The sequence below is a fragment of the Aeromonas sp. R2-2 genome, assembly GCF_040908355.1.
Lineage (GTDB): Bacteria > Pseudomonadota > Gammaproteobacteria > Enterobacterales > Aeromonadaceae > Aeromonas > Aeromonas veronii.
On the sequence record NZ_JBFODQ010000075.1, the window covers coordinates 110,192 to 128,585 of the forward strand.

The window sequence follows — 18,394 nt, forward strand, 5'->3', positions numbered from 1 at the left end:
GGGCATGCCCACCGCTTTCTTTTATGATCCCCGCCCTTCTGCGTGCCCCCTGTCGGCACCTCATTTGCACCAACCACATCGGGGTCCCCCATGTCCGATCTGCGTCAAGAAGCACTCGATTACCACGCCCAGCCCGTACCGGGCAAAATTGCCATCGCCCTGACCAAACCCGCCGAAACCGCCCGCGACCTGGCGCTGGCCTACAGCCCGGGTGTTGCCGAGCCGGTGCGCGAGATCGCCGCCAACCCGGCCGATGCCTACCGCTATACCGGCAAGGGCAACCTGGTGGCCGTCATCTCCAACGGCACCGCGATTCTGGGTCTGGGCAATCTGGGGCCGCTGGCCTCCAAGCCGGTGATGGAGGGCAAGGCCCTGTTGTTCAAGCGCTTCGCCGGTATCGACGCCATCGACATCGAGGTGAAGCACGAGACCAGCCGGCAGTTTATCGACACGGTGGCGGCCATCGCCGATACCTTCGGTGGCATCAATCTGGAAGATATCAAGGCGCCTGAGTGTTTCGAGATTGAAGAGGCGCTGATCGCGCGCTGCGACATTCCGGTGTTCCACGATGATCAGCATGGTACCGCCATCGTCACAGCCGCCGGTCTGCTCAACGCGCTGGAAGTGCAGGGCAAGCAGATCAGTGACAGCCGCATCGTCTGCATGGGGGCGGGGGCTGCCGCCACCGCCTGTATGGATCTGCTGATCAAGTGCGGTGCCAGGGCGCACAACATCTTCATGCTGGATCGTCAGGGGGTGATTCACACCGGCCGCAGCGATCTCAACAAGTACAAGCAGCGCTTCGCCAACGAGACCTCGCTGCGCACCCTGATGGATGTCATCGAAGGGGCTGATGTGTTTGTCGGTGTTTCAGGCCCCGACGTGTTGCCCGCCGAAGCGGTCGCCCTGATGGCGCCCAACCCGGTGATCTTCGCCTGCTCCAACCCGGACCCGGAGATCAAGCCGGCGCTGGCCCACGCGGTACGCAGTGACCTTATCATGGGTACCGGCCGCTCCGACTACCCGAACCAGATCAACAACGTGCTCTGTTTCCCCTTCATCTTCCGCGGTGCCCTCGATGCCCGCGCCAGCCGCATCAACGATGCCATGAAGATTGCCGCGGTCGAGGCGATCCGCGCGCTGGCCAAGGAGCCGGTGCCGACCGAGGTGCTGACCGCCGCCGGGGTGAGCGAGCTCGCCTTCGGCAAGGATTACGTCATTCCCAAGCCGATGGATGCCCGTCTGCTGCCGCGCGTAGCCCGCGCCGTGGCGCTGGCGGCGGTGGCCTCCGGCGTCGCCCGCATCGAGCTGCCTGCGGACTACATGCTGTAATCCGGCATTGCAAACGGCCCCATAGCGGGGCCGTTTTGATTTCTGCTTCTGGCGACAGCCAGAGACGCCAGTCGGGTGACAGGTTGGGGCAGATGGAGGCAAATCGGGTGCAAAGGTGGTCAAACAGCGCTCTCCTCTGACACAATATTGCCACTATGACGCTAACGAGAATCAAGATGAAGCAGCCTGTCAGCGGCCGTTTGGCCCACGCCCTCTCCTTCTTGCGCCATGATGGTCGCCACTTTGCCCAGTTTGTCTGGGGCCGTTTCCAGCAGGACAGATTGACGGTTACCGCCGGTTATCTGGCCTATGTCACCCTGCTTTCGCTGGTACCGATGATCGCCGTGGTCTTTGGCATGATGTCCGCCTTCCCGGTGTTCCAGAGCCTCAAGCAGGCGATGGAGCAGTTCGTCTACCACAACTTCGTGCCGACCGCGGGCGACATGCTCAAGGAGTACATCGACGGCTTCGTCGCCAATGCCACCAACACCACGGCAGTGGGGATTGGGGCGCTGGTGGTGGTGGCGTTGATGCTGATCTCCGCCATCGACAAGAACCTCAACTACATCTGGCGTTCGACCCAGGGCCGCCCGCTGGCGCAGGCCTTTGCCATGTACTGGATGATCCTGACCCTGGGGCCCGTGCTTATCGGGGCCAGTATCGCCATCTCCTCCTATATCCTCTCGCTGCGGTTGTTTGGCGCCGAGAGCCTGTTCGGTATCGGTTATCTGCTGTTGCGCGGTTTGCCGTTCCTCTTCTCGGTGCTCACCTTCCTGCTGGTCTATACCGTGGTGCCGAACTGCAAGGTGCGGCTGATCCACGCCTTTATCGGTGCGCTGGTAGCGGCGACCCTGTTCGAGCTGGCCAAGCGCGGCTTTGCCATCTACATCACCAACTTCCCCTCCTATCAGGCCATCTACGGCGCGCTGGCCACCATCCCGATCCTGTTTGTCTGGGTCTATCTCAGCTGGCTGGTGGTGCTGCTGGGGGCTGAAACCACGGCCTGCCTCGGTGAATATGAGAAACCGGCCAGTGAGGAGCTTGGCTAAGCCATCGCCTTGCCCACCGGTTTATTGGTAGCATCGACGACCGCCCCTGCAATCGAGCCGGGGCGGTCGTTCTGTTTTGAGAGGAGAGGGATGTGATTGCACTGATTCAGCGGGTCTCCGAGGCCAGCGTGACCGTCGAGGGGGAGGTGACCGGCGCCATCGGTCAGGGGCTGCTGGTGCTGCTCGGGGTGGAGCAGGGGGATGACGAGGCCAAGGCCGACAAACTGCTGCACAAGGTGAGCGGCTATCGGGTCTTCTCCGACGAGAATGGCAAGATGAACCTCAATGTCAGCCAGATCGGTGGCAGCCTGCTGGTGGTCTCCCAGTTTACCCTGGCGGCTGATACCAAGAGCGGGATGCGCCCGAGCTTCTCCTGCGGTGCCCACCCGAGCGAGGCCGAACGCCTCTATGACTACTTCGTGGCGAAGGCTGCTGCCAGCGGCATCCCGACCGCAACCGGGCGTTTTGCCGCTGACATGAAGGTGGCGCTGGTCAACGATGGCCCGGTTACCTTCTGGCTACAGGTCTGAGGATGCCTGATCCCGCGGTATGACGTGGACGATCACATTGATGAGCCCCGCGACTGGATAGGGGGTAGCCGGGCCAATCCACTGTTCTATCAGTGTCAGGGCGTGGGTTAGCTCCCGTTCGGTGCGCGGCAGCAGGTTGATGACCAGAGTACCGCCTAGGCGAGGGGCCAGCGCCCGGTAGAGCCGCTCCTGAAACAGCAGCAGCGGGTTGCCATCCTGACTGAAGAGATCGAGCAGGATGAGGTCGTACTGCTGCTCGCTCTGCTCCAGAAAGGCGAGGGCATCGGCCTGATGGAGTGCCGGAGCGGCGCGTTCATCGCTCTCCTGATGCTGGAAAAACTGCTGATAAACGGTCAGCACCTCTTCGTCGAGGTCAACGCACTCGTGGTGTGCATCGGGCCAGCGCTGACTCAGATGGCGGGTGAGATCGCCGCCACCCAGCCCCAGTTCGAGGATCTGCCCGGCCTGTTCCGGCAGCAGGCAGGCGATGACCCGCTGATGGGGCAGACAGAGGGCTGCGGGGTCGGCGAGCGACATGGCGGATTGCACCACGCCGTCTATCTCCAGCCAGCGGTGCTGCTCATTTTCCTGCACGGTGAGGCGGCGCTGGGGTTTGACGCTGAGGTGCAGCAAGTGATCGGCTTGGTACGCTTGCAGATTGAAGTCCATGAATTTGCACGGCAAGATGGTTTCCGACCAGTGTAACTCAAGGATGAAACTATGTACCGGGTAGTCACCCCTCAGACAGTCGCCGAGCTGGATGCCTACTACCAGTTGCGCTGGGAACTTCTGCGTAAGCCCTTCAATCTGCCCGTCGGTTCCGAGCGGGACGAGTACGATACGGTCGCCATTCACCGGCTGATGCTGGCACCCGATGGTACTCCCATCGCGGTAGGCCGCCTCTTTATCGGCGGTGACGAGGCGCAGATCCGCTTTATGGCGCTGCGGCCCGAATATCGCGGCCAGGGGCTGGGTGCCCAAATGGTGGAAGATCTCGAGCAGTTGGCCCGCAGCGAGAAGGTGAAACGGCTGGTGATGAACGCCCGTCAGGAAGCGGTGGAGTTCTATCGCAAGTGCGGCTTTCTCGAAGTGGGGGGCGGCCCCGTCTCCTTTGGTCGGATTCCCCATCGCCAGATGATCAAATCCCTGAGCCCGTTGCAGACTATCCAGTACCGGCCGGAGTGGTGTCAGGATCTCACCACCCGCTGGTCGCGCGGGGTACCCATCAGCGAGAAGATGGGGATGCACATCAGCCACTACGATGGCCAGACTTTCCACCTCAAGGCCAATCTGGCGGCCAACTTCAACGTGCATGGCAGCATGTTTGCCGGCAGTGTCTACAGCCAGTGCGTGCTGGCGGGCTGGGGGCTGATCTGGCTGCAGCTTAAAGAGGAGGGGCTGGTGGGCGAGCCGGTGCTTGCCGAGAGCACCATCAAATATCATGGCCCGGTCGATGAGGAGCCCGAGGCGCGAGTGGCCCGCGAGGGGATGCCCGCCGTGCTGCAGCCGCTCAAACGGGGCGAGCCTGCCACCTTCAGCCTCAAGATCCAGCTGTTCAGCGGCAGCAAGCTGGCGGCGGAGTTCAGCGGTCACTACGTGGTGCAGCCGCCCCGCCGTCCGGGCCAGTAACCGCGTCGTTTCCCCATCAAACAACAAGGCCTCATCATGAGGCCTTGTCTGTTTTTACCCTTGCTGGCTGTCGTTTGTCTGCCCGGCTTGGGTCTGCACTTGGGCCTGGTTTTGGGCTTTCGTTGCGGGAGCCGGTCGCCAGAGCGGGGCGCTGTAGCCTTGCGGCGGATAGCGCACTCCCACTTCCCAGCCGCAGGCGTCCTGCTTCTGCGGGAAGCTCCAGGCCAGCGTGGGTTCCGTCAGCGGCCCGCGCCACTGGCCGAGCAGCTCGGCGCAGCGGTTGCCGTTGAGGATCCCCAGATCCAGCTGCCACTGCTCGTTGACCAGATCGATCCCCCCTTGCAGCGCCAGCAGATGGGTGATGGTGGAGGCGCCAGCCTGTTCGAGCTGCAGCTGTCCCTTATCGATCTTGCCCTGCATCCTGATACGGTAGAAGGGGGTGTCACCCTCCTGCATCGCCTGCCACAGCTGATCCGGCGTCAGGGTGGGCGGGGTCGCCCCCTTGAACCACTCATCCAGCAGCGGATCTATCTTCACCTTGTCCCAGAACGGCTCGTCGGCATCGAGGGCAAAGCTGCCCTGCAGGGTCTGGCGCCACTCGCCCGCCGTTTTGCCGTGTTCGGCTTGCAGATCGGCGCTCACGTCCGCCTTGCCAGCGAACGAGACAGGGGAGTGGAATATCTTGCCCCATTGCTGCAGATCCAGCTTGGTCGCCTGCAGTTGGAGGCGGCTGCTCTGGCCCGGTTCGCGGCCCCACTGGCCACTCAGGCTGAGAGTGCCCTCATCCGGCAGCGAGCTGGTGAGTTTGCCCAGTTGCCAGGAGCTGGGGGTCAGCTCCCCATCCAGCTCGCCGTTGCGGGCGCTGAGGCCATCCCACACCAGCTCGAACCACTTGCTCTCGATACGGGCACGGCCGAGCAGCGGACCGGGTTGGTTATCGCGCAGGACGAGATCGCTCAGATAGAGCTGCCAGCCGGTCAGTGACAGGGGCAGGGTATCGTCGAAGGAGAGCACCTTGAGCTTGTCGAACGCCAGCTTGCGGATATCGACCTGCTGCGGGCGCCAGCTCTGCCAATCCTGCCACCACCCCTGGGGCAGGCTGATATCCATGCCGCTCAGCGCCACGTCTTTCAGGGTTAGCTTCTGCTGCTGGCTATCGAGGGAGAGCTCGACGTTGAACTCCCCTTCATAGGCCTTGCCCCGCAGTTCAGCGTCGATCTGCTGGGGCGAGAAGGCGAGCTTGCCCTTGATCTCCTCCAGCTGGAACAGGCCACGGCCCATGTCGCCCAGAGTGCCGCTCAGATAGCCGGTGGGCTGGTTGCCCGCCTGCCAGTTGAAGGCGGTGAGCTGGCCACTGAAGTTGTTGAAGGAGAGCTCCTGATTGATGTCGTTGAGGCTGACGCCGTCCAGCTGGCCGCGATCCAGCGACACGCTTTGCAACGGGAAGCGCTGCGGGAAGCCTTGTTGTGTCAGATCCCCCAGCTCCACCCGCATGCCGCGCGCCTTGAGGTCATGCAGTTGCAGGGTGCGGGCGGGCCAGTCCAGCACCATGCCGGTCTCCAGCAGACCGTCGAACAGGTTGGTCACCAGCTTGTCGGTGCGCAGCACTTCTCCTTCCAGCCGCCCTTGCAGGTTGAGACGGGCGAAGGTGAACTGCGGAGTCTCCAGCTGGCCGATATTGAGGCTCAGGTTGGCCTGTGGCTGGCGTTTCGGATCGATCAGCTCCCAGTCGCTCAGGGTGGCATTGAGGCCGCGCAGGGTCAGCTCGGGGCTTTCCAGACTGAGCCGGTCTATGGTGCTGTCACTGATGGTGAGGGAGTGCACCGGCAGGCTCGGTAGCTGGTTGGGCAGCGGCAGCTTGATGGCGGGACGAATGAGATCGAGATGGGCGATGCGCACGTCGCGGCTCAGCCAGTCGATGCTCTCGATCTCCAGATAGATCTTGTCGAGGGAGACCGCATCGCCGTAACGCACCTGCTCAGCCAGCAGGGTGTAGGGGTGCAGCGGGTTGAACACCAGTCGCCCTATGGTGACCGGCACGCCGGTCTGCTGGCTGATCCAGCTGGCGATGGGGCCTTTGGCGCGCTCGGCGTCGAACAGGCCGAGGGCAACCCAGACAAACAGCAGCAGGAAGGCGAAGGTGTAGAGCAGGCCGCGTAGCCAGGAATTCATGGGTGCTTTCCTCCTGTATTGGTTGAGTGATCAGGTGTTGGCAGTGTGATTCCGCAGGTCAAGCATTGGAATAGTGATCCCGTAAGCCGAGCCAGCGCCGTATCAAGGGTTCGACATGACTCGGATGCCTATCCATAAGGAAGCGCGCCATCTTTTGCACCTGTGGAATAAGCGGCTGATCCCGCACCAGATCGGCGATCTTGAGGTCGGCTAGACCGGTCTGGCGAGTGCCGAGCAGTTCCCCCGGGCCGCGCAGTTCCAGATCGCGCTGGGCGATGAGGAAGCCGTCGTTGGTCTCCCGCAGCACCCCGAGCCGGCTCTGGGCCGTCTTGGACAAGGGGGCATGATAGAGCAGCACGCAGTGAGAGGCTACCGCCCCCCGGCCAACCCGGCCGCGCAACTGGTGCAACTGCGCCAGCCCGAGCCGTTCCGGATTCTCGATGATCATCAGGCTGGCGTTGGGCACATCCACCCCCACCTCGATGACGGTGGTGGCGACCAGCAGTTGCAGTATGCCTGCCTTGAACTCCTCCATCACCCGCTGTTTCTCCACCGGACGCATCCGGCCGTGCACCAGCCCGATGTGCAGGCCAGGTAGCAGGTTCTGCAGCTCGGCAGCGGTATCCTCGGCGGCCTGGCACTCCAGCACCTCCGACTCCTCGATCAGGGTGCAGACCCAGTAGGCCTGCTTGCCCTCGGTGCAGGCGAGTTTGACCCGCTCGATCACGTCGCCGCGACGGCTGTCGGGCATCGCTACCGTGGTGATGGGGGTTCGGCCCGGTGGCAGTTCGTCGATGACCGAGGTGTCGAGGTCGGCATAGGCGGTCATCGCCAGGGTGCGGGGGATGGGGGTGGCGGTCATGATGAGCTGATGGGGATGTACCCCTTCACGCTCCCCTTTCTCACGAAGGGCGAGGCGCTGATGCACCCCGAATCTGTGCTGTTCATCGATGATGACCAAGGCGAGGCGCTGGAACACCACCTGCTCCTGAAAGATGGCGTGGGTGCCCACCACCATCTTGACGCTGCCATCTTTGATCGCGGCCAGCGACTCTTCCCGCGCCTTGCCTTTCTGTTTGCCCGCCAGCCAGCCGACTCCGATGCCGAGCGGTTCCAGCCACTTGGCGAAGTTGATGGCGTGCTGTTCCGCCAGCAGCTCGGTCGGTGCCATCAAGCCCACCTGACAGCCATTGCCGATAGCCTGCAGGGCCGCCAGCGCCGCGACCAGCGTCTTGCCGGAACCCACGTCACCCTGCACCAGCCGCATCATGGGGTGGCTCTGTTGCAGATCCTTGCTTATCTCGGCCACTACCCGGCTCTGGGCACCGGTGGGCTTGAACGGCAGGGCGCCGAGCAGTTGTTCAACCAGCGCGGGCGCCGGTTTGAGGGCGCGGGCCAGCTGGGTTTGCGCCTGAGCGCGCACCTTGAGTACCGAGAGGTTGTGCGCCAGCAGCTCCTCCAGTACCAGTCGCTGCTGGGCCGGATGTTGGCCGCTTTCCAGCAGCGGCAGCGCTACCGATGGGGGCGGGCGATGCAGCAGTTTCAGGGCGGCGGCCAGTTCAATCTGGTGGGGATAGAGGCCGGCGGGCAGCAGCTCCTCCACGCCATAGAGGTCGAGCTGGGCCAGCGCCTGATCGGTGAGGTTGCGCAGGGTGAGCTGGCGTAGCCCTTCGGTAGTCGGGTAGACGGGGGTGAGCGCCTCTTCGGTCTGACCGGCCTGCTCCTCGCCGAGCAGCTTGTACTCGGGGTGGGCCATCTCCAGCCCGTATTTGCCGGGACGCACTTCGCCAAAGCAGCGGATCAGACGGCCCGCCGCCAGACTGTTTTTCTGGGCGGCGGTGAAGTTGAAGAAGCGCAAGGTGAGGGTGCCGGTGCCATCGCTGATGCGACAGACCATCATGCGGCGGCGCCCCATCACCAGCTGAGTGTCCTGGATTTCGCCCTCGACGGCGCCGTGCAGGCCGGGCGGCAGATCGCCGATGGGCCACACCTGGGTACGGTCCTCGTAGCGCAGGGGGAGGTGGAACAGCAGATCCTGTACCGTGGCCAGCCCCAGCCGCTCGAGCTTCTCCAGCATCTTGCTGCCGACACCCTTGAGGCTATCGAGAGGAATTTTATCCAATTTCATCAATTAGATGCCCGAAAACACTGTAAATATGTCCAGATGATAGGGGTTGTTGAGGGGCTGATGCAAGCCGAGTTGCTGCTGGCTGGGCCGTCAAAGCGGGGGAAACGGTGTATAGAACAAAGGCCTGCCGAAAACGGGAGGCCTTTGTGCGGCTGCCAACAGGCAAGGTGCGGGCGCATGGCGCCCAAGGTCAGATGATCCGCTTGAGCAGCAGGTGGGCCTTGACCCTGTGGATCCGTCCCAGCAGCTTGCGCACCTGTTCCGGGTAGTCCTGGATCTGTTCCACCTGATCGAAGTGGCTGATCCGCTTGGTGTTGGTCAGGATGTTCTCCCGCTCCGCGTTGAACTGGGGACGCAGCAGGTGGCGACGATCGTGTACCAGCAGGCCGTTCTCCAGATCCAGCGCCCAGGCGCGGGGGTTGAGGTTGTTGCCGGTGAGCAGCGCCCACTCGTCATCCACGAAGATCCCCTTGAGATGGTAGGAGTTGCGCTCGCAGCACCAGAGCATCAGGTTGAGACGACCGTCGTCGATGTGGCGCTGGTTGCGCTCGGCAAACTTGCGCAGGTTGGTCTCGTAGAGATAGGGCAGGCCACCGATGGTGGAGAACTTCTCTTCCGGCGGAATGAAGAAGTCGTTGGCGGTCTTGTCGCCCACTACGATGGTCACCTTGCAACCGCGCTGCAGCAGATCCTCGATATCCTTGCTCAACTCCTTGGGGGGGTTGAAGTAAGGGGTGCAGATGAAGATCTCCCGCTCGGTGGCGCGCACCAGATTGCGGATCATCAGGTTGAGCTGATTGTTGCGCTTGCCCAGACCCACCATGGGGGTGACGGCCACTTCCTGGGTGTTGACCGGCATGGTGCTGAAACGGTACTGGCTCTGGCGCAGGCTCTGCTTGAAGCGGCGGATCGGCCCCTTCAGCTGTTTGGCGCTGGGGATGTCGCTGTGATCCAGTCGCTGCACCGCGTCGCTCTTCACGAACAGGTCATCCACATAGTTGACCATGCTGCGGGCCAGCTCCGGGCTGGTGATCTGGTGATAGCGATCGAAGCGGTAGCGATCCTGCTGGTGCAGGTAGATGTCGTTGAGGCTGGCGCCGGAGTAGAGCACCACATCATCAAAGATGAAGCCCTTGAGGTGGAGCACGCCGAGCAGCTCGCGCCCTTTGACCGGCACGCCGTAGATTTCGATCTGGTGCTCGTGTTCGGCAGCCATGGCCTGATACATCAGGTGGTTGCCGCCCTGCTTGCCTTTGCCGATCAGGCCGCGCTGGGCACGGTGGAAGTCGACGAACAGCTTGATGTCGAGGGCCGGATTGCGCTGCTTGGCAGCATAGAGGGCGGAGAGGATCTCCCGGCCCGCTTCGTCATCCTGCAGATAGAGCGCGACCAGATAGATGCGCCGGGTGGCACTGGCGATAAGCGCAAGAATACGGCGTTTGAAATCCTGGGCGCTGTAGAGCACTTCAAACTGATCCGCTGCGACGGCGATCTGGGGCAGGCGCGCCAGCAGTTGTCGATAATGGGCCGATGAATGCATAGATAAACCTGAAATCACGGGGTTAAGCGTTCCACTCGGAGCGATGAATAGGCGATTCTAGCAATCTCGCCCTCTCAGCCAAAGAAAGAATCATCAGAAAGATGAAAAAGGCCTCACGAGTGAGGCCTTTTTGTCAGCATTTCGCCCTTGTCAGAGGAAGCTGTAGATGATCATCGCCATCACGCCGCCAGTGGTGCCGATGATGGTTTCCATCACGGTCCAAGTCTGCAGGGTCTGCTTCTCGGTCAGGCCGAGGTAGCGGTTGGCCAGCCAGAAACCGGAGTCGTTGACGTGGGAGAGCACGATGGCACCGCCGCCGATGGCGATGGTGACGGCCGCCAGCTGGGCACCGTTCAGGCCGAGCGGCTCCAGCATCGGCAGCACCAGACCGCAGGCGGTCAGCATGGCGACGGTGGCAGAGCCCTGAATCACCCGTACCGCAGCGGCCAGAATGAAGGCCAGCGCGACGATGGGCAGACCGGAGTCGGCCAGCATGTTGCCAAGGGCGGCACCCACGCCGGAATCAACCAGCACCTGCTTGAACACGCCACCGGCACCGGTCACCAGAATGATGACGCCTGCCGGCTGGATGGCGCTGTTGCAGACGCTCATCACCTCGTCACGGGACATGCCGCGGCGAATACCCAGCAGATAGAAGGCGGCCAGACAGGCGACCATGATGGCGGTGAAGGGGTGACCGATGAACTCCAGCCAGTTGTGCAGGGTGGAGCCCGCCTCGACGAAACGACCGACGATGGTCTTGAGGCCGATCAGCAGCAGCGGCAGACCGATGAGGCCCATGGCCAGCCCGAAGGAGGGCAAGGATTTGCTGTCATCGTGGACGCTGTTCTGGGCATCGGCAGGCAGCGGCACATCGACGATCTTGCTGATGAAGTCACCGAACAGCGGGCCAGCCAGGATCAGCGCCGGTACGGCAGCGATCAGGCCGAACAGGATCATGTAGCCGAAGTCGGCACCCAGCTGGGATGCCACCAGGATCGGGCCTGGCGCCGGGATAAGGAAGGCTTGGCAAGTGGCGATACCGGCCAGCAGGGCGATACCGATCTTCACCACGCTGCCGCCGCCACGACGGACGATGGCGAAGGCGACGCCGATCAGCAGCACCACGGCCACATCAAAGAAGAGCGGCAGGGCGCAGACAAAGCCGGTCAGGGCCATGGCCCAGTTGGCGCGCTTGACGCCGAACTTGCCGAGCAGAGTGTGGGCTACCCGGTCGAGGGCACCGGTCACTTCCATCACCTTGCCGAACATGGCGCCCAGCGCCACCACTACCGCGACGAAACCTAGGGTGCCACCCATCCCTTTCTGGATGGTGTTGGCGATATCGGCCGGGTTCATGCCGGCGGCGAGACCCGCCACCATGGAGACCAGGATCAGGGCTACCACGGCGTGGAGCCGGGCCTTCATCACCAGGAAGAGCAGCAGCACAATCGAGCCGGCGGCTGTCATGATCAGGGAGAGGTCAGACATTGTTATGCGTTCCTTTTTCCAAGTTCAGTCGTGACACCTTGCCGATCCGTCGGCAAACCATATCTTTATGATTTATTTAGATTTATGGCAAGGGCTCAACATCATATGCCCAGGTGACTATGGGTTTGCTCAGTCTGTGGCAGACTTCACATTTTCAATCGTTACCGGTAACATGTTACCGGTAACGTGTTAGATTAGAACCCATCAACAGCTGGTTTTTTGAAAAGTGGGACAGAGGTCAAATTATGGCGGGTAAGTGCATTATCGTGATGGGTGTGTGTGGTAGCGGCAAATCCAGCGTGGGTCTGAAAGTGGCCGAAGCGCTGGGCGCCAAGTTCATCGATGGTGATGACCTGCACCCCAAGGCCAACATCCAGAAGATGGCTGGCGGCAACCCCCTCAACGATGAGGATCGAGCCCCCTGGCTGGAGCGGATCCGCGACGCCGCCTACAGTCTCGAGCAGAAGAACGAGACCGGCATCATCGTCTGTTCCGCCCTCAAAAAGAAGTACCGCGACCAGATCCGCGAAGGCAACGAGTCGGTCAGCTTTATCTTCCTCGATGGCAGCCAGCCGCTGATCCTCGAGCGGATGCGTGCCCGCAAGGGCCACTTCATGCGCGAAAGCATGGTACAAAGTCAGTTCGATACCCTGGAGCGCCCGGATGGCGAAGCCGGTGTATTCCACATCGATATCGACGGCACCTTCGAACAGGTGGTTGACCGCGCCGTCACAGCATTGGAGCAAGCCCAATGATTCATAAGGTAATTTCCGACGTCACTGCCCGCATCCGCGAGCGCAGTGCCGCCCGCCGTCAGGCCTTTATGGCCCGCATCCAGCGTCAGGCCGAGCAGGGCAAGACCCGTGCCGCACTGGCCTGTGGCAACCTGGCCCACGCTGTGGCCGCCTGCAGCAGTGACGAGAAGGGTCGCATCCTCGACATGACCCGCGCCAACGTCGGCATCGTCACCGCCTACAACGACATGCTGAGTGCCCATCAGCCCTATCAGGGCTATCCGGATATCATCAAGGGCGCGCTGGCCGAACTGGGCCACAGTGCTCAGGTTGCCGGTGGCGTGCCCGCCATGTGCGACGGCGTGACCCAGGGGCAGCCGGGGATGGACATGTCCCTCTTCTCCCGCGACCTGATCGCTCAGGCGACCGCGCTGTCACTCTCTCACAACACTTTCGATGCCACCCTGCTGCTCGGTATCTGCGACAAGATCGCCCCGGGCCAGATCATGGGGGCCCTCTCCCACGCCCATCTGCCGACGGCATTTGTTCCTGCCGGCCCGATGGCGAGCGGCATCAGCAACGACGAGAAGGTGAAGGTTCGCCAGCAGTACGCCGCGGGTGAAGTGGGCCGCGACGCCCTGCTGCAGATGGAGTGCGGCGCCTACCATGCGGCGGGCACCTGCACCTTCTACGGCACTGCCAACACCAATCAGCTGGTGTTCGAGGCCATGGGCCTGATGCTGCCGGGCTCTGCTTTTGTGCACCCGCACAGCGAGCTGCGCCATGCCCTGACCGTTGAGGCGGCACGCCGCATCAGCGCCATGATCCCGGGTTCCCCGGCCTATCGCCCGTTGAGCGAAGTGCTGGACGAGCGCTCGCTGGTCAACGGTCTGGTGGCCCTGCTCGCCTCCGGCGGCAGCACCAACCACAGCATCCACATGGTGGCGCTGGCTCGTGCGGCCGGTCTGGTACTGACCTGGGATGACATCAGCGATCTCTCCGACGTGGTGCCGCTCTTGGTTCGCATGTACCCGAACGGCCCGGCCGACGTCAACGCCTTCGAACAGGCAGGCGGCGTGCCCGGCCTGATGCGCCGTCTGGCCGAAGAGGGGCTGATCCATATGGATGCTACCCCGGTCTTTGGCGAGATGCAGGATTACCTCAGCCGTCCGGCTCTGGTCGATGGCCAGCTGGTATGGCAGCCGGTGGGCGAGAGCGGCGATGCGAGCGTGTTGTCACCTTCCGGCAGCGTATTCCAGGCCACTGGTGGCACCAAGCTGCTGGCGGGCAATCTGGGCCGCGCCGTGGTCAAGGTCTCCGCCGTGGCTCCCGAGTATCGGGTTATCGAAGCGCCAGCGCGGGTCTTCTCCTCCCAGCATGCGGTGGAAGCGGCCTACAAGGCGGGCGATCTCAATCAGGATGCCGTTATCGTGGTGCGCCACAATGGTCCGGCCGCTAACGGCATGCCGGAGCTGCACAAGCTGATGCCGGTGCTCGGCAACCTGCAGAAGGCGGGTTACAAGGTGGCGCTGGTCACCGATGGCCGTCTCTCCGGCGCCTCCGGCAAGATCCCGGCCGCCATCCACGTCACCCCGGAAGCGCTGCACGGCGGGGCCATTGGCCTGCTTGCTGACGGTGACCTGCTGCGGGTTGACGCGGTAAACGGCAGCCTCGACTGCCTGACCGATTTGAGTGGCCGTACCCAGGCCGAGATTGACCTCACTCTGGAACAAGAGGGGTGGGGCCGTGAACTGTTCAGCGTGATGCGTCGCGCGGTATCGAGCGCCGAGTGTGGCGCTACCATCTTTGACTAAGGAAGAGCTATGCAGAACTGGAAAGTGACCCCGGCCGAGGTGTTTGCCGCCTCCCCGCTGGTACCCGTGATGGTTATCAACGAGCTGGATCAGGCCCTGCCGATGGCCAAGGCGCTGCTCGACGGCGGCATCTCTGTCTTCGAAATCACCTTGCGCACCCCGGTGGCGCTCGATGCCATCGCCCTCATCGCCAAGGCGATGCCGGATGCCATGGTTGGTGCCGGTACCGTGCTCAACTGCGAGCAGTTTGACGCCGCCGTCGCTGCCGGTGCCCGTTTCGTCATCTCCCCGGGGATGACTCCGGCCCTGCTGGCTCACGCAGCCAAGAGCACTGCACCGCTGATCCCGGGTGTGGCTACTCCGTCTGAAGTGATGCAGGCGCTGGAAGCAGGCTATGACCATTTGAAGTTCTTCCCGGCCGAAGCGAACGGCGGCACCAAGGCGCTCTCCGCCATTGCCGCGCCGCTGCCCCAGGTGAAGTTCTGCCCGACCGGCGGTATCGGCCCGAAAAACGTGGCCGACTATCTGGCGCTCAAGTGCGTCGCCACCGTCGGCGGCTCCTGGATGCTGCCGGCCGATGCGGTCAAGAGCGGCAACTGGGAAGAGGTGACTCGCCTCTCTCGCGAAGCGGTTGAGCTGGTAAAACGCTAAGCATCAGTTGTGCAGAAAACCAAACAGGCCACCCTCGGGTGGCCTGTTTGTTATCGGCGTGACTTATGTGGGTGAGGGAAGGGATTACCCCAGACTCTCCCCGACATAGAGGGAGAAGCCGATATCCTTGCGGGTATCGGGTTGGGATTGGCCGTTGAGACGCGCCAGCAGCATGGTGGCCGCCTCCCGACCGATCGCTTCCCGCGGGGTGGCGATACTGGCCAGTTTGGGGGTCATGGCGTGGCCGATGTCGAGAGCGTTGCAACCGGCGATGGCGATCTGCTGGGGTACCGGGATCCACTTGGCCTGACACTGCAGCAGGGCGCCCACCGCCAGGTCATCGTTGGTGCAGAACAGGCCGTCGAGGTCGGGATAGCGTACCAGCGCCTGATCCAGCAGCTCGCCCCCCAGAGTGAAGCTGGAGGATTGTTCGGTCAGCAGATGCTGGCCGGTGAGGCCGAAGTCGGTCATCGCCTGATAGTAACCCTCCATCCGCAGCTGGGTGCGCACGTCGAGCCGCGCTCCCAGATAGACCACCTTGCGTCGGCCCCGGCGCAGCATCTCTGTTACCATGGCCCGGGCCGCGGCTCTATGGTCCATGCCGACCACCATGTCGATGGGGGTTTGCGGCAGATCCATGGTCTCCACCACCGGAATGCCGGCGGTGGCGATCATCTTGCGGGTGCGTTCAGTATGCTGGCTGTCGGAGAGGATCAGCCCATCCACGTGATAGGAGAGCAGGGACGCGACCTGCTCCTCCTCTCTCTCCGGACTGTAGCCGTAGTGGGCCAGCAGGGTCTGGTAACCGGCCGGTCGGGTCACCGACTCGATGCCGTGGATCACCGCCGAGAAGACCTGGTTGGAGAGGGAGGGGATCAGGATGCCGATCGCCTTGCTGGTCGCGTTGGAGAGAATATCCGGCGCCCGGTTGGGGATATAACCCAGCTCTTCCACCACAGCTGCGATCCGCTCGCGGGTCCCCTCCGCCACGGTCTGCGGGTCGCGCAGATAGCGGCTGACAGTCATCTTGGTCACGCCGGTCTGGTCGGCGATATCTTGCAGGGTGGGGCGGCGCTTGCGGGTGGTGCTCATAGGGGTGTCCAGCGTGGATGTTACATGTAACATTACCGTTTTTGGCGGATAAAGTCAGCATATGAAGCCGTTTTTGCAGGAGTTTTCCGATGATCAGAGGCAAGCAGTTCGTGGATGTCCGGTTCGAGCAACAGGATGTGGAGGGGGAACAGTTCTCGGAGTGCCGCTTTATCGGCTGCAACTTCTCCTGGCTGGATCTGAGCGATAGCCGCTTCATTGACTGCAGCTTCTACGATCGGGAGAGTGAACGGGGCTGCCTGTTGCAGGGTTGCGAGCTGCGCGAGGCCAGCTTCCTGCGCTGCGATCTCACCATGGCCGACTGCAGCCGCAGCCAGTGTCTGGGGCTGGAGATGCGCGACTGTCAGGCGGTCGGCATCAACTTCGGCCATGCCAGCTTCGCCAACCAGATCACCGCGAAAAGCTACTTCTGCGAGGCCCATCTGACCGGCAACAACTTCAGCTACGCCAGCTTCGAGGGCTGCCTGCTGGAGAAGTGCGAGCTGACCGGCAACCGTTGGCAGGAGGCCAACCTGTTTGGTGCCTCGCTGGCGGGTTCCGATCTTAGCGGCTCCGAGTTTGGCCAGATTGACTGGACCAGCTTCAAGCTGCAGGGCTGCGATCTGCGCCAGTGCGATCTGCCGGGGCTGGATCTGCGCCGGGTCGATCTGCAGGGAGTACAGATCAACGAGGATCAGCAGCAGACATTGCTGGAGCAGATCGGTCTGGTTGTCTTCCCCTGAGCCGAGCGAAAAAATAGGTAATTTTTCATCAAATGGGACCGACTGTGGGGGGCTATGCTCCTGAAATGACAAAAGCCTGCGTGAGGCAGGCTTTTGCTAGTGAGCGTGTGACGCGTTTGTCGGCCGGGTTAACTCAACCCTTGGCCAGCCATTTGGTTGGGTTGATCGCCTCGCCCTGATAGCGAATTTCGAAGTAGAGGCCCGGTCTGTCCTGACCGCCACTGTCACCGACCAGTGCCACCGGTTCACCCTGTTCCACATTCTGGCCAACCTGACGCAGCAGCGACTGATTGTGACCGTAGAGGCTCATATAGCCTTTGCCGTGGTCGATCACCAGCAGCATACCGAAGCCGTCGAGCCAGTCGGCGTAGACCACTTGTCCCGGCGCAACCGCCTTGACCTGGGTCCCTTCGCTGGCGCCGATCAGGGTGCCTTTCCACTTGAGCTGGGCGGTGCGCGGTGAACCGTAGGAGATGAGGATCGGCCCCTGTACCGGCCAGCGCAGGCTGCCATTGGTTTTGAGACCGCTGTAGTGACCGGCACTGCTGATGCCCGAGCCGCGCTCTGGTTTGGTGCTGGCTACCTCTTCGGCCGGTTCTGCCGGTTTGACGGTTTTGTTCTGCTGGGCGGCGAGTCGTTGTTGCTCGGCGCGGCGCTGTTCGGCCAGCTTGCGCTGACGCTCCTGCTCCGCTTTCAGCTTGGCCAACCGCTCCCGCTCGGCCCGTTCACGGCGCTCCTGCTCTTCACGCTTGCGACGTAACTCTTCCAGCCGGGCTTTCAGCGCCTTCTCCGCCTTGACCAGCTTGGTGAGCTTCTGCTCGTCATCCTGTACCGACTGCTGCAACTGGTTGCGCACCTTGGCCCGGCTCTGCTGGCTGGCCAGCAGGGTCTGGTGATGCTCCTGCTGTTCGGTAAGCAGGGTCTGCAGTCTGGTTTCGGTCTCTTTGGTTGCCTGCTGGTTTTTCGCCAGCTTGTCGCGGGTGGCGCGCAGGGCGTCGATGGCCTCGATGCGGGCCTTGTTGAGGTAGTCGTAGTAGTCGAGGGAGCGGCTCAGTTTGGCCGGATCCTGCTGATTGAGCAGCAGTTTCAGGTAGTCGTGGTTGCCCGCCTGAAAGGCGCTCTCCGCCTGTTTGGCCAGCAACTGCTTTTGATGTTTGGCTTGAACTTCCAGCGCCAGCTTGTCTTTTTGCAGGGTCGCCAGCGTCTGCTGGTTCTGCTTCAACTGTTGCCTGGTCTGGTTGAGTTTGGCGGCGGCAGCCGAGATAGCCTGCTCGTCAGCCTTGAGCTGGGTATTGAGCTTGGCAAGCTCCTGCTTGCTGAGCTTGATGGTCTTCTGTTGCTCTTTGATCTGGGACTGCATGGTGCCCAGCTGCTGATTGGCGGCCAAAGCCGGTTTGCTGGCGCCAAACGACAGGCAAAAAAACAGCGCGCCGGCCAACAGGCCGACGCGACTGGTTTTCTGTGAAATAACTTCGCATCCCCGCATGGGGAA

The 18,394-nt window shown here is 62.5% G+C and carries 15 protein-coding genes; 8 read left to right on the plus strand and 7 right to left on the minus strand.

The features are described 5' to 3' along the window. The first annotated feature begins 90 nt into the window (after window positions 1–90). The 3 genes from AB5Z09_RS16295 (at window position 91) to dtd (ending at window position 2,911) form a co-directional block, all read left to right on the plus strand. Window positions 91–1,332, plus strand: coding sequence for a malic enzyme-like NAD(P)-binding protein (locus tag AB5Z09_RS16295; protein ID WP_368195734.1), 1,242 nt, complete (start codon window positions 91–93; stop codon window positions 1,330–1,332). 176 nt (window positions 1,333–1,508) lie between these two features. Next, the gene (locus AB5Z09_RS16300) at window positions 1,509–2,381 is read left to right on the plus strand and encodes a virulence factor BrkB family protein (protein ID WP_150997876.1); all 873 of its coding nucleotides are present in this window, start codon (window positions 1,509–1,511) and stop codon (window positions 2,379–2,381) included. 92 nt (window positions 2,382–2,473) lie between these two features. Next, window positions 2,474–2,911 carry a D-aminoacyl-tRNA deacylase gene (gene dtd / locus AB5Z09_RS16305; RefSeq protein ID WP_033138812.1) on the plus strand — a complete coding sequence of 146 codons (438 nt, stop codon included), beginning with the start codon at window positions 2,474–2,476 and terminating at the stop codon, window positions 2,909–2,911. On the opposite strand, the gene AB5Z09_RS16310 is transcribed toward dtd, so the two are convergent. Continuing rightward, entirely contained in the window at window positions 2,900–3,580 is a 681-nt protein-coding gene (locus AB5Z09_RS16310) for a spermidine synthase (RefSeq protein WP_368195749.1), read from the minus strand. The genes dtd and AB5Z09_RS16310 overlap by 12 nt on opposite strands. Before the next feature lie 51 nt (window positions 3,581–3,631). Between AB5Z09_RS16310 and AB5Z09_RS16315 the strand changes: the two genes are divergently transcribed. Further along, a complete protein-coding gene (locus AB5Z09_RS16315; protein ID WP_368195735.1) occupies window positions 3,632–4,540 on the plus strand; it encodes a YiiD C-terminal domain-containing protein in 909 nt (302 codons plus the stop codon). Window positions 4,541–4,594: 54 nt separating this feature from the next. Here the strand turns inward: AB5Z09_RS16315 and AB5Z09_RS16320 are convergent, their stop codons facing one another. The 4 genes from AB5Z09_RS16320 to gntU form a co-directional block, all read right to left on the minus strand. Next, the gene (locus AB5Z09_RS16320) at window positions 4,595–6,712 is read right to left on the minus strand and encodes an AsmA family protein (protein ID WP_368195736.1); all 2,118 of its coding nucleotides are present in this window, start codon (window positions 6,710–6,712) and stop codon (window positions 4,595–4,597) included. 58 nt (window positions 6,713–6,770) lie between these two features. Further along, window positions 6,771–8,840: an ATP-dependent DNA helicase RecG gene (recG, locus tag AB5Z09_RS16325; protein WP_368195737.1), complete on the minus strand. Its 2,070-nt coding sequence runs from the start codon at window positions 8,838–8,840 to the stop codon at window positions 6,771–6,773. A gap of 190 nt (window positions 8,841–9,030) precedes the next feature. Continuing rightward, window positions 9,031–10,380, minus strand: a complete 1,350-nt coding sequence (gene pssA, locus AB5Z09_RS16330; RefSeq protein ID WP_021230775.1) for a CDP-diacylglycerol--serine O-phosphatidyltransferase — start codon at window positions 10,378–10,380, stop codon at window positions 9,031–9,033. Window positions 10,381–10,530: 150 nt separating this feature from the next. Then, window positions 10,531–11,871, minus strand: a complete 1,341-nt coding sequence (gene gntU, locus AB5Z09_RS16335) for a gluconate transporter (protein ID WP_005355418.1) — start codon at window positions 11,869–11,871, stop codon at window positions 10,531–10,533. A gap of 245 nt (window positions 11,872–12,116) precedes the next feature. On the opposite strand from gntU, the gene AB5Z09_RS16340 reads away from it, so the two are divergent. The 3 genes from AB5Z09_RS16340 to AB5Z09_RS16350 are packed head-to-tail and all read left to right on the plus strand — an operon-like array spanning window position 12,117 to window position 15,070. Then, window positions 12,117–12,626, plus strand: a complete 510-nt coding sequence (locus tag AB5Z09_RS16340) for a gluconokinase (protein WP_005340649.1) — start codon at window positions 12,117–12,119, stop codon at window positions 12,624–12,626. Then, window positions 12,623–14,419, plus strand: coding sequence for a phosphogluconate dehydratase (edd, locus tag AB5Z09_RS16345; RefSeq protein ID WP_201962787.1), 1,797 nt, complete (start codon window positions 12,623–12,625; stop codon window positions 14,417–14,419). The genes AB5Z09_RS16340 and edd overlap by 4 nt, the downstream gene beginning before the upstream one ends. A 9-nt stretch (window positions 14,420–14,428) precedes the next feature. Next, the gene (locus tag AB5Z09_RS16350) at window positions 14,429–15,070 is read left to right on the plus strand and encodes a bifunctional 4-hydroxy-2-oxoglutarate aldolase/2-dehydro-3-deoxy-phosphogluconate aldolase (RefSeq protein ID WP_005342660.1); all 642 of its coding nucleotides are present in this window, start codon (window positions 14,429–14,431) and stop codon (window positions 15,068–15,070) included. An 84-nt stretch (window positions 15,071–15,154) separates the two neighbouring features. On the opposite strand, the gene AB5Z09_RS16355 is transcribed toward AB5Z09_RS16350, so the two are convergent. Beyond that, window positions 15,155–16,162: a substrate-binding domain-containing protein gene (locus tag AB5Z09_RS16355; protein ID WP_368195738.1), complete on the minus strand. Its 1,008-nt coding sequence runs from the start codon at window positions 16,160–16,162 to the stop codon at window positions 15,155–15,157. Window positions 16,163–16,251: 89 nt separating this feature from the next. On the opposite strand from AB5Z09_RS16355, the gene AB5Z09_RS16360 reads away from it, so the two are divergent. Further along, entirely contained in the window at window positions 16,252–16,902 is a 651-nt protein-coding gene (locus AB5Z09_RS16360) for a Qnr family pentapeptide repeat protein (RefSeq protein WP_368195739.1), read from the plus strand. A gap of 133 nt (window positions 16,903–17,035) precedes the next feature. Here the strand turns inward: AB5Z09_RS16360 and envC are convergent, their stop codons facing one another. Continuing rightward, window positions 17,036–18,388 (minus strand): murein hydrolase activator EnvC, encoded by a 1,353-nt coding sequence (envC, locus tag AB5Z09_RS16365; RefSeq protein WP_368195740.1) that lies wholly within the window; start codon window positions 18,386–18,388, stop codon window positions 17,036–17,038. Between the last annotated feature and the right edge of the window lie 6 nt (window positions 18,389–18,394).

What these genes read in the sequence shown, in the direction of transcription:
- AB5Z09_RS16360 (WP_368195739.1), top strand. Translation starts at nt 16,252, where the DNA reads ATGATCAGAGGCAAGCAGTTCGTGGATGTCCGGTTCGAGCAACAGGAT.
- AB5Z09_RS16320 (WP_368195736.1), bottom strand. Translation starts at nt 6,712, where the DNA reads ATGAATTCCTGGCTACGCGGCCTGCTCTACACCTTCGCCTTCCTGCTG.
- AB5Z09_RS16340 (WP_005340649.1), top strand. Translation starts at nt 12,117, where the DNA reads ATGGCGGGTAAGTGCATTATCGTGATGGGTGTGTGTGGTAGCGGCAAA.
- AB5Z09_RS16300 (WP_150997876.1), top strand. Translation starts at nt 1,509, where the DNA reads ATGAAGCAGCCTGTCAGCGGCCGTTTGGCCCACGCCCTCTCCTTCTTG.
- envC (WP_368195740.1), bottom strand. Translation starts at nt 18,388, where the DNA reads ATGCGGGGATGCGAAGTTATTTCACAGAAAACCAGTCGCGTCGGCCTG.
- AB5Z09_RS16355 (WP_368195738.1), bottom strand. Translation starts at nt 16,162, where the DNA reads ATGAGCACCACCCGCAAGCGCCGCCCCACCCTGCAAGATATCGCCGAC.
- AB5Z09_RS16350 (WP_005342660.1), top strand. Translation starts at nt 14,429, where the DNA reads ATGCAGAACTGGAAAGTGACCCCGGCCGAGGTGTTTGCCGCCTCCCCG.
- recG (WP_368195737.1), bottom strand. Translation starts at nt 8,840, where the DNA reads ATGAAATTGGATAAAATTCCTCTCGATAGCCTCAAGGGTGTCGGCAGC.
- AB5Z09_RS16295 (WP_368195734.1), top strand. Translation starts at nt 91, where the DNA reads ATGTCCGATCTGCGTCAAGAAGCACTCGATTACCACGCCCAGCCCGTA.
- pssA (WP_021230775.1), bottom strand. Translation starts at nt 10,380, where the DNA reads ATGCATTCATCGGCCCATTATCGACAACTGCTGGCGCGCCTGCCCCAG.
- gntU (WP_005355418.1), bottom strand. Translation starts at nt 11,871, where the DNA reads ATGTCTGACCTCTCCCTGATCATGACAGCCGCCGGCTCGATTGTGCTG.
- AB5Z09_RS16315 (WP_368195735.1), top strand. Translation starts at nt 3,632, where the DNA reads ATGTACCGGGTAGTCACCCCTCAGACAGTCGCCGAGCTGGATGCCTAC.
- edd (WP_201962787.1), top strand. Translation starts at nt 12,623, where the DNA reads ATGATTCATAAGGTAATTTCCGACGTCACTGCCCGCATCCGCGAGCGC.
- AB5Z09_RS16310 (WP_368195749.1), bottom strand. Translation starts at nt 3,580, where the DNA reads ATGGACTTCAATCTGCAAGCGTACCAAGCCGATCACTTGCTGCACCTC.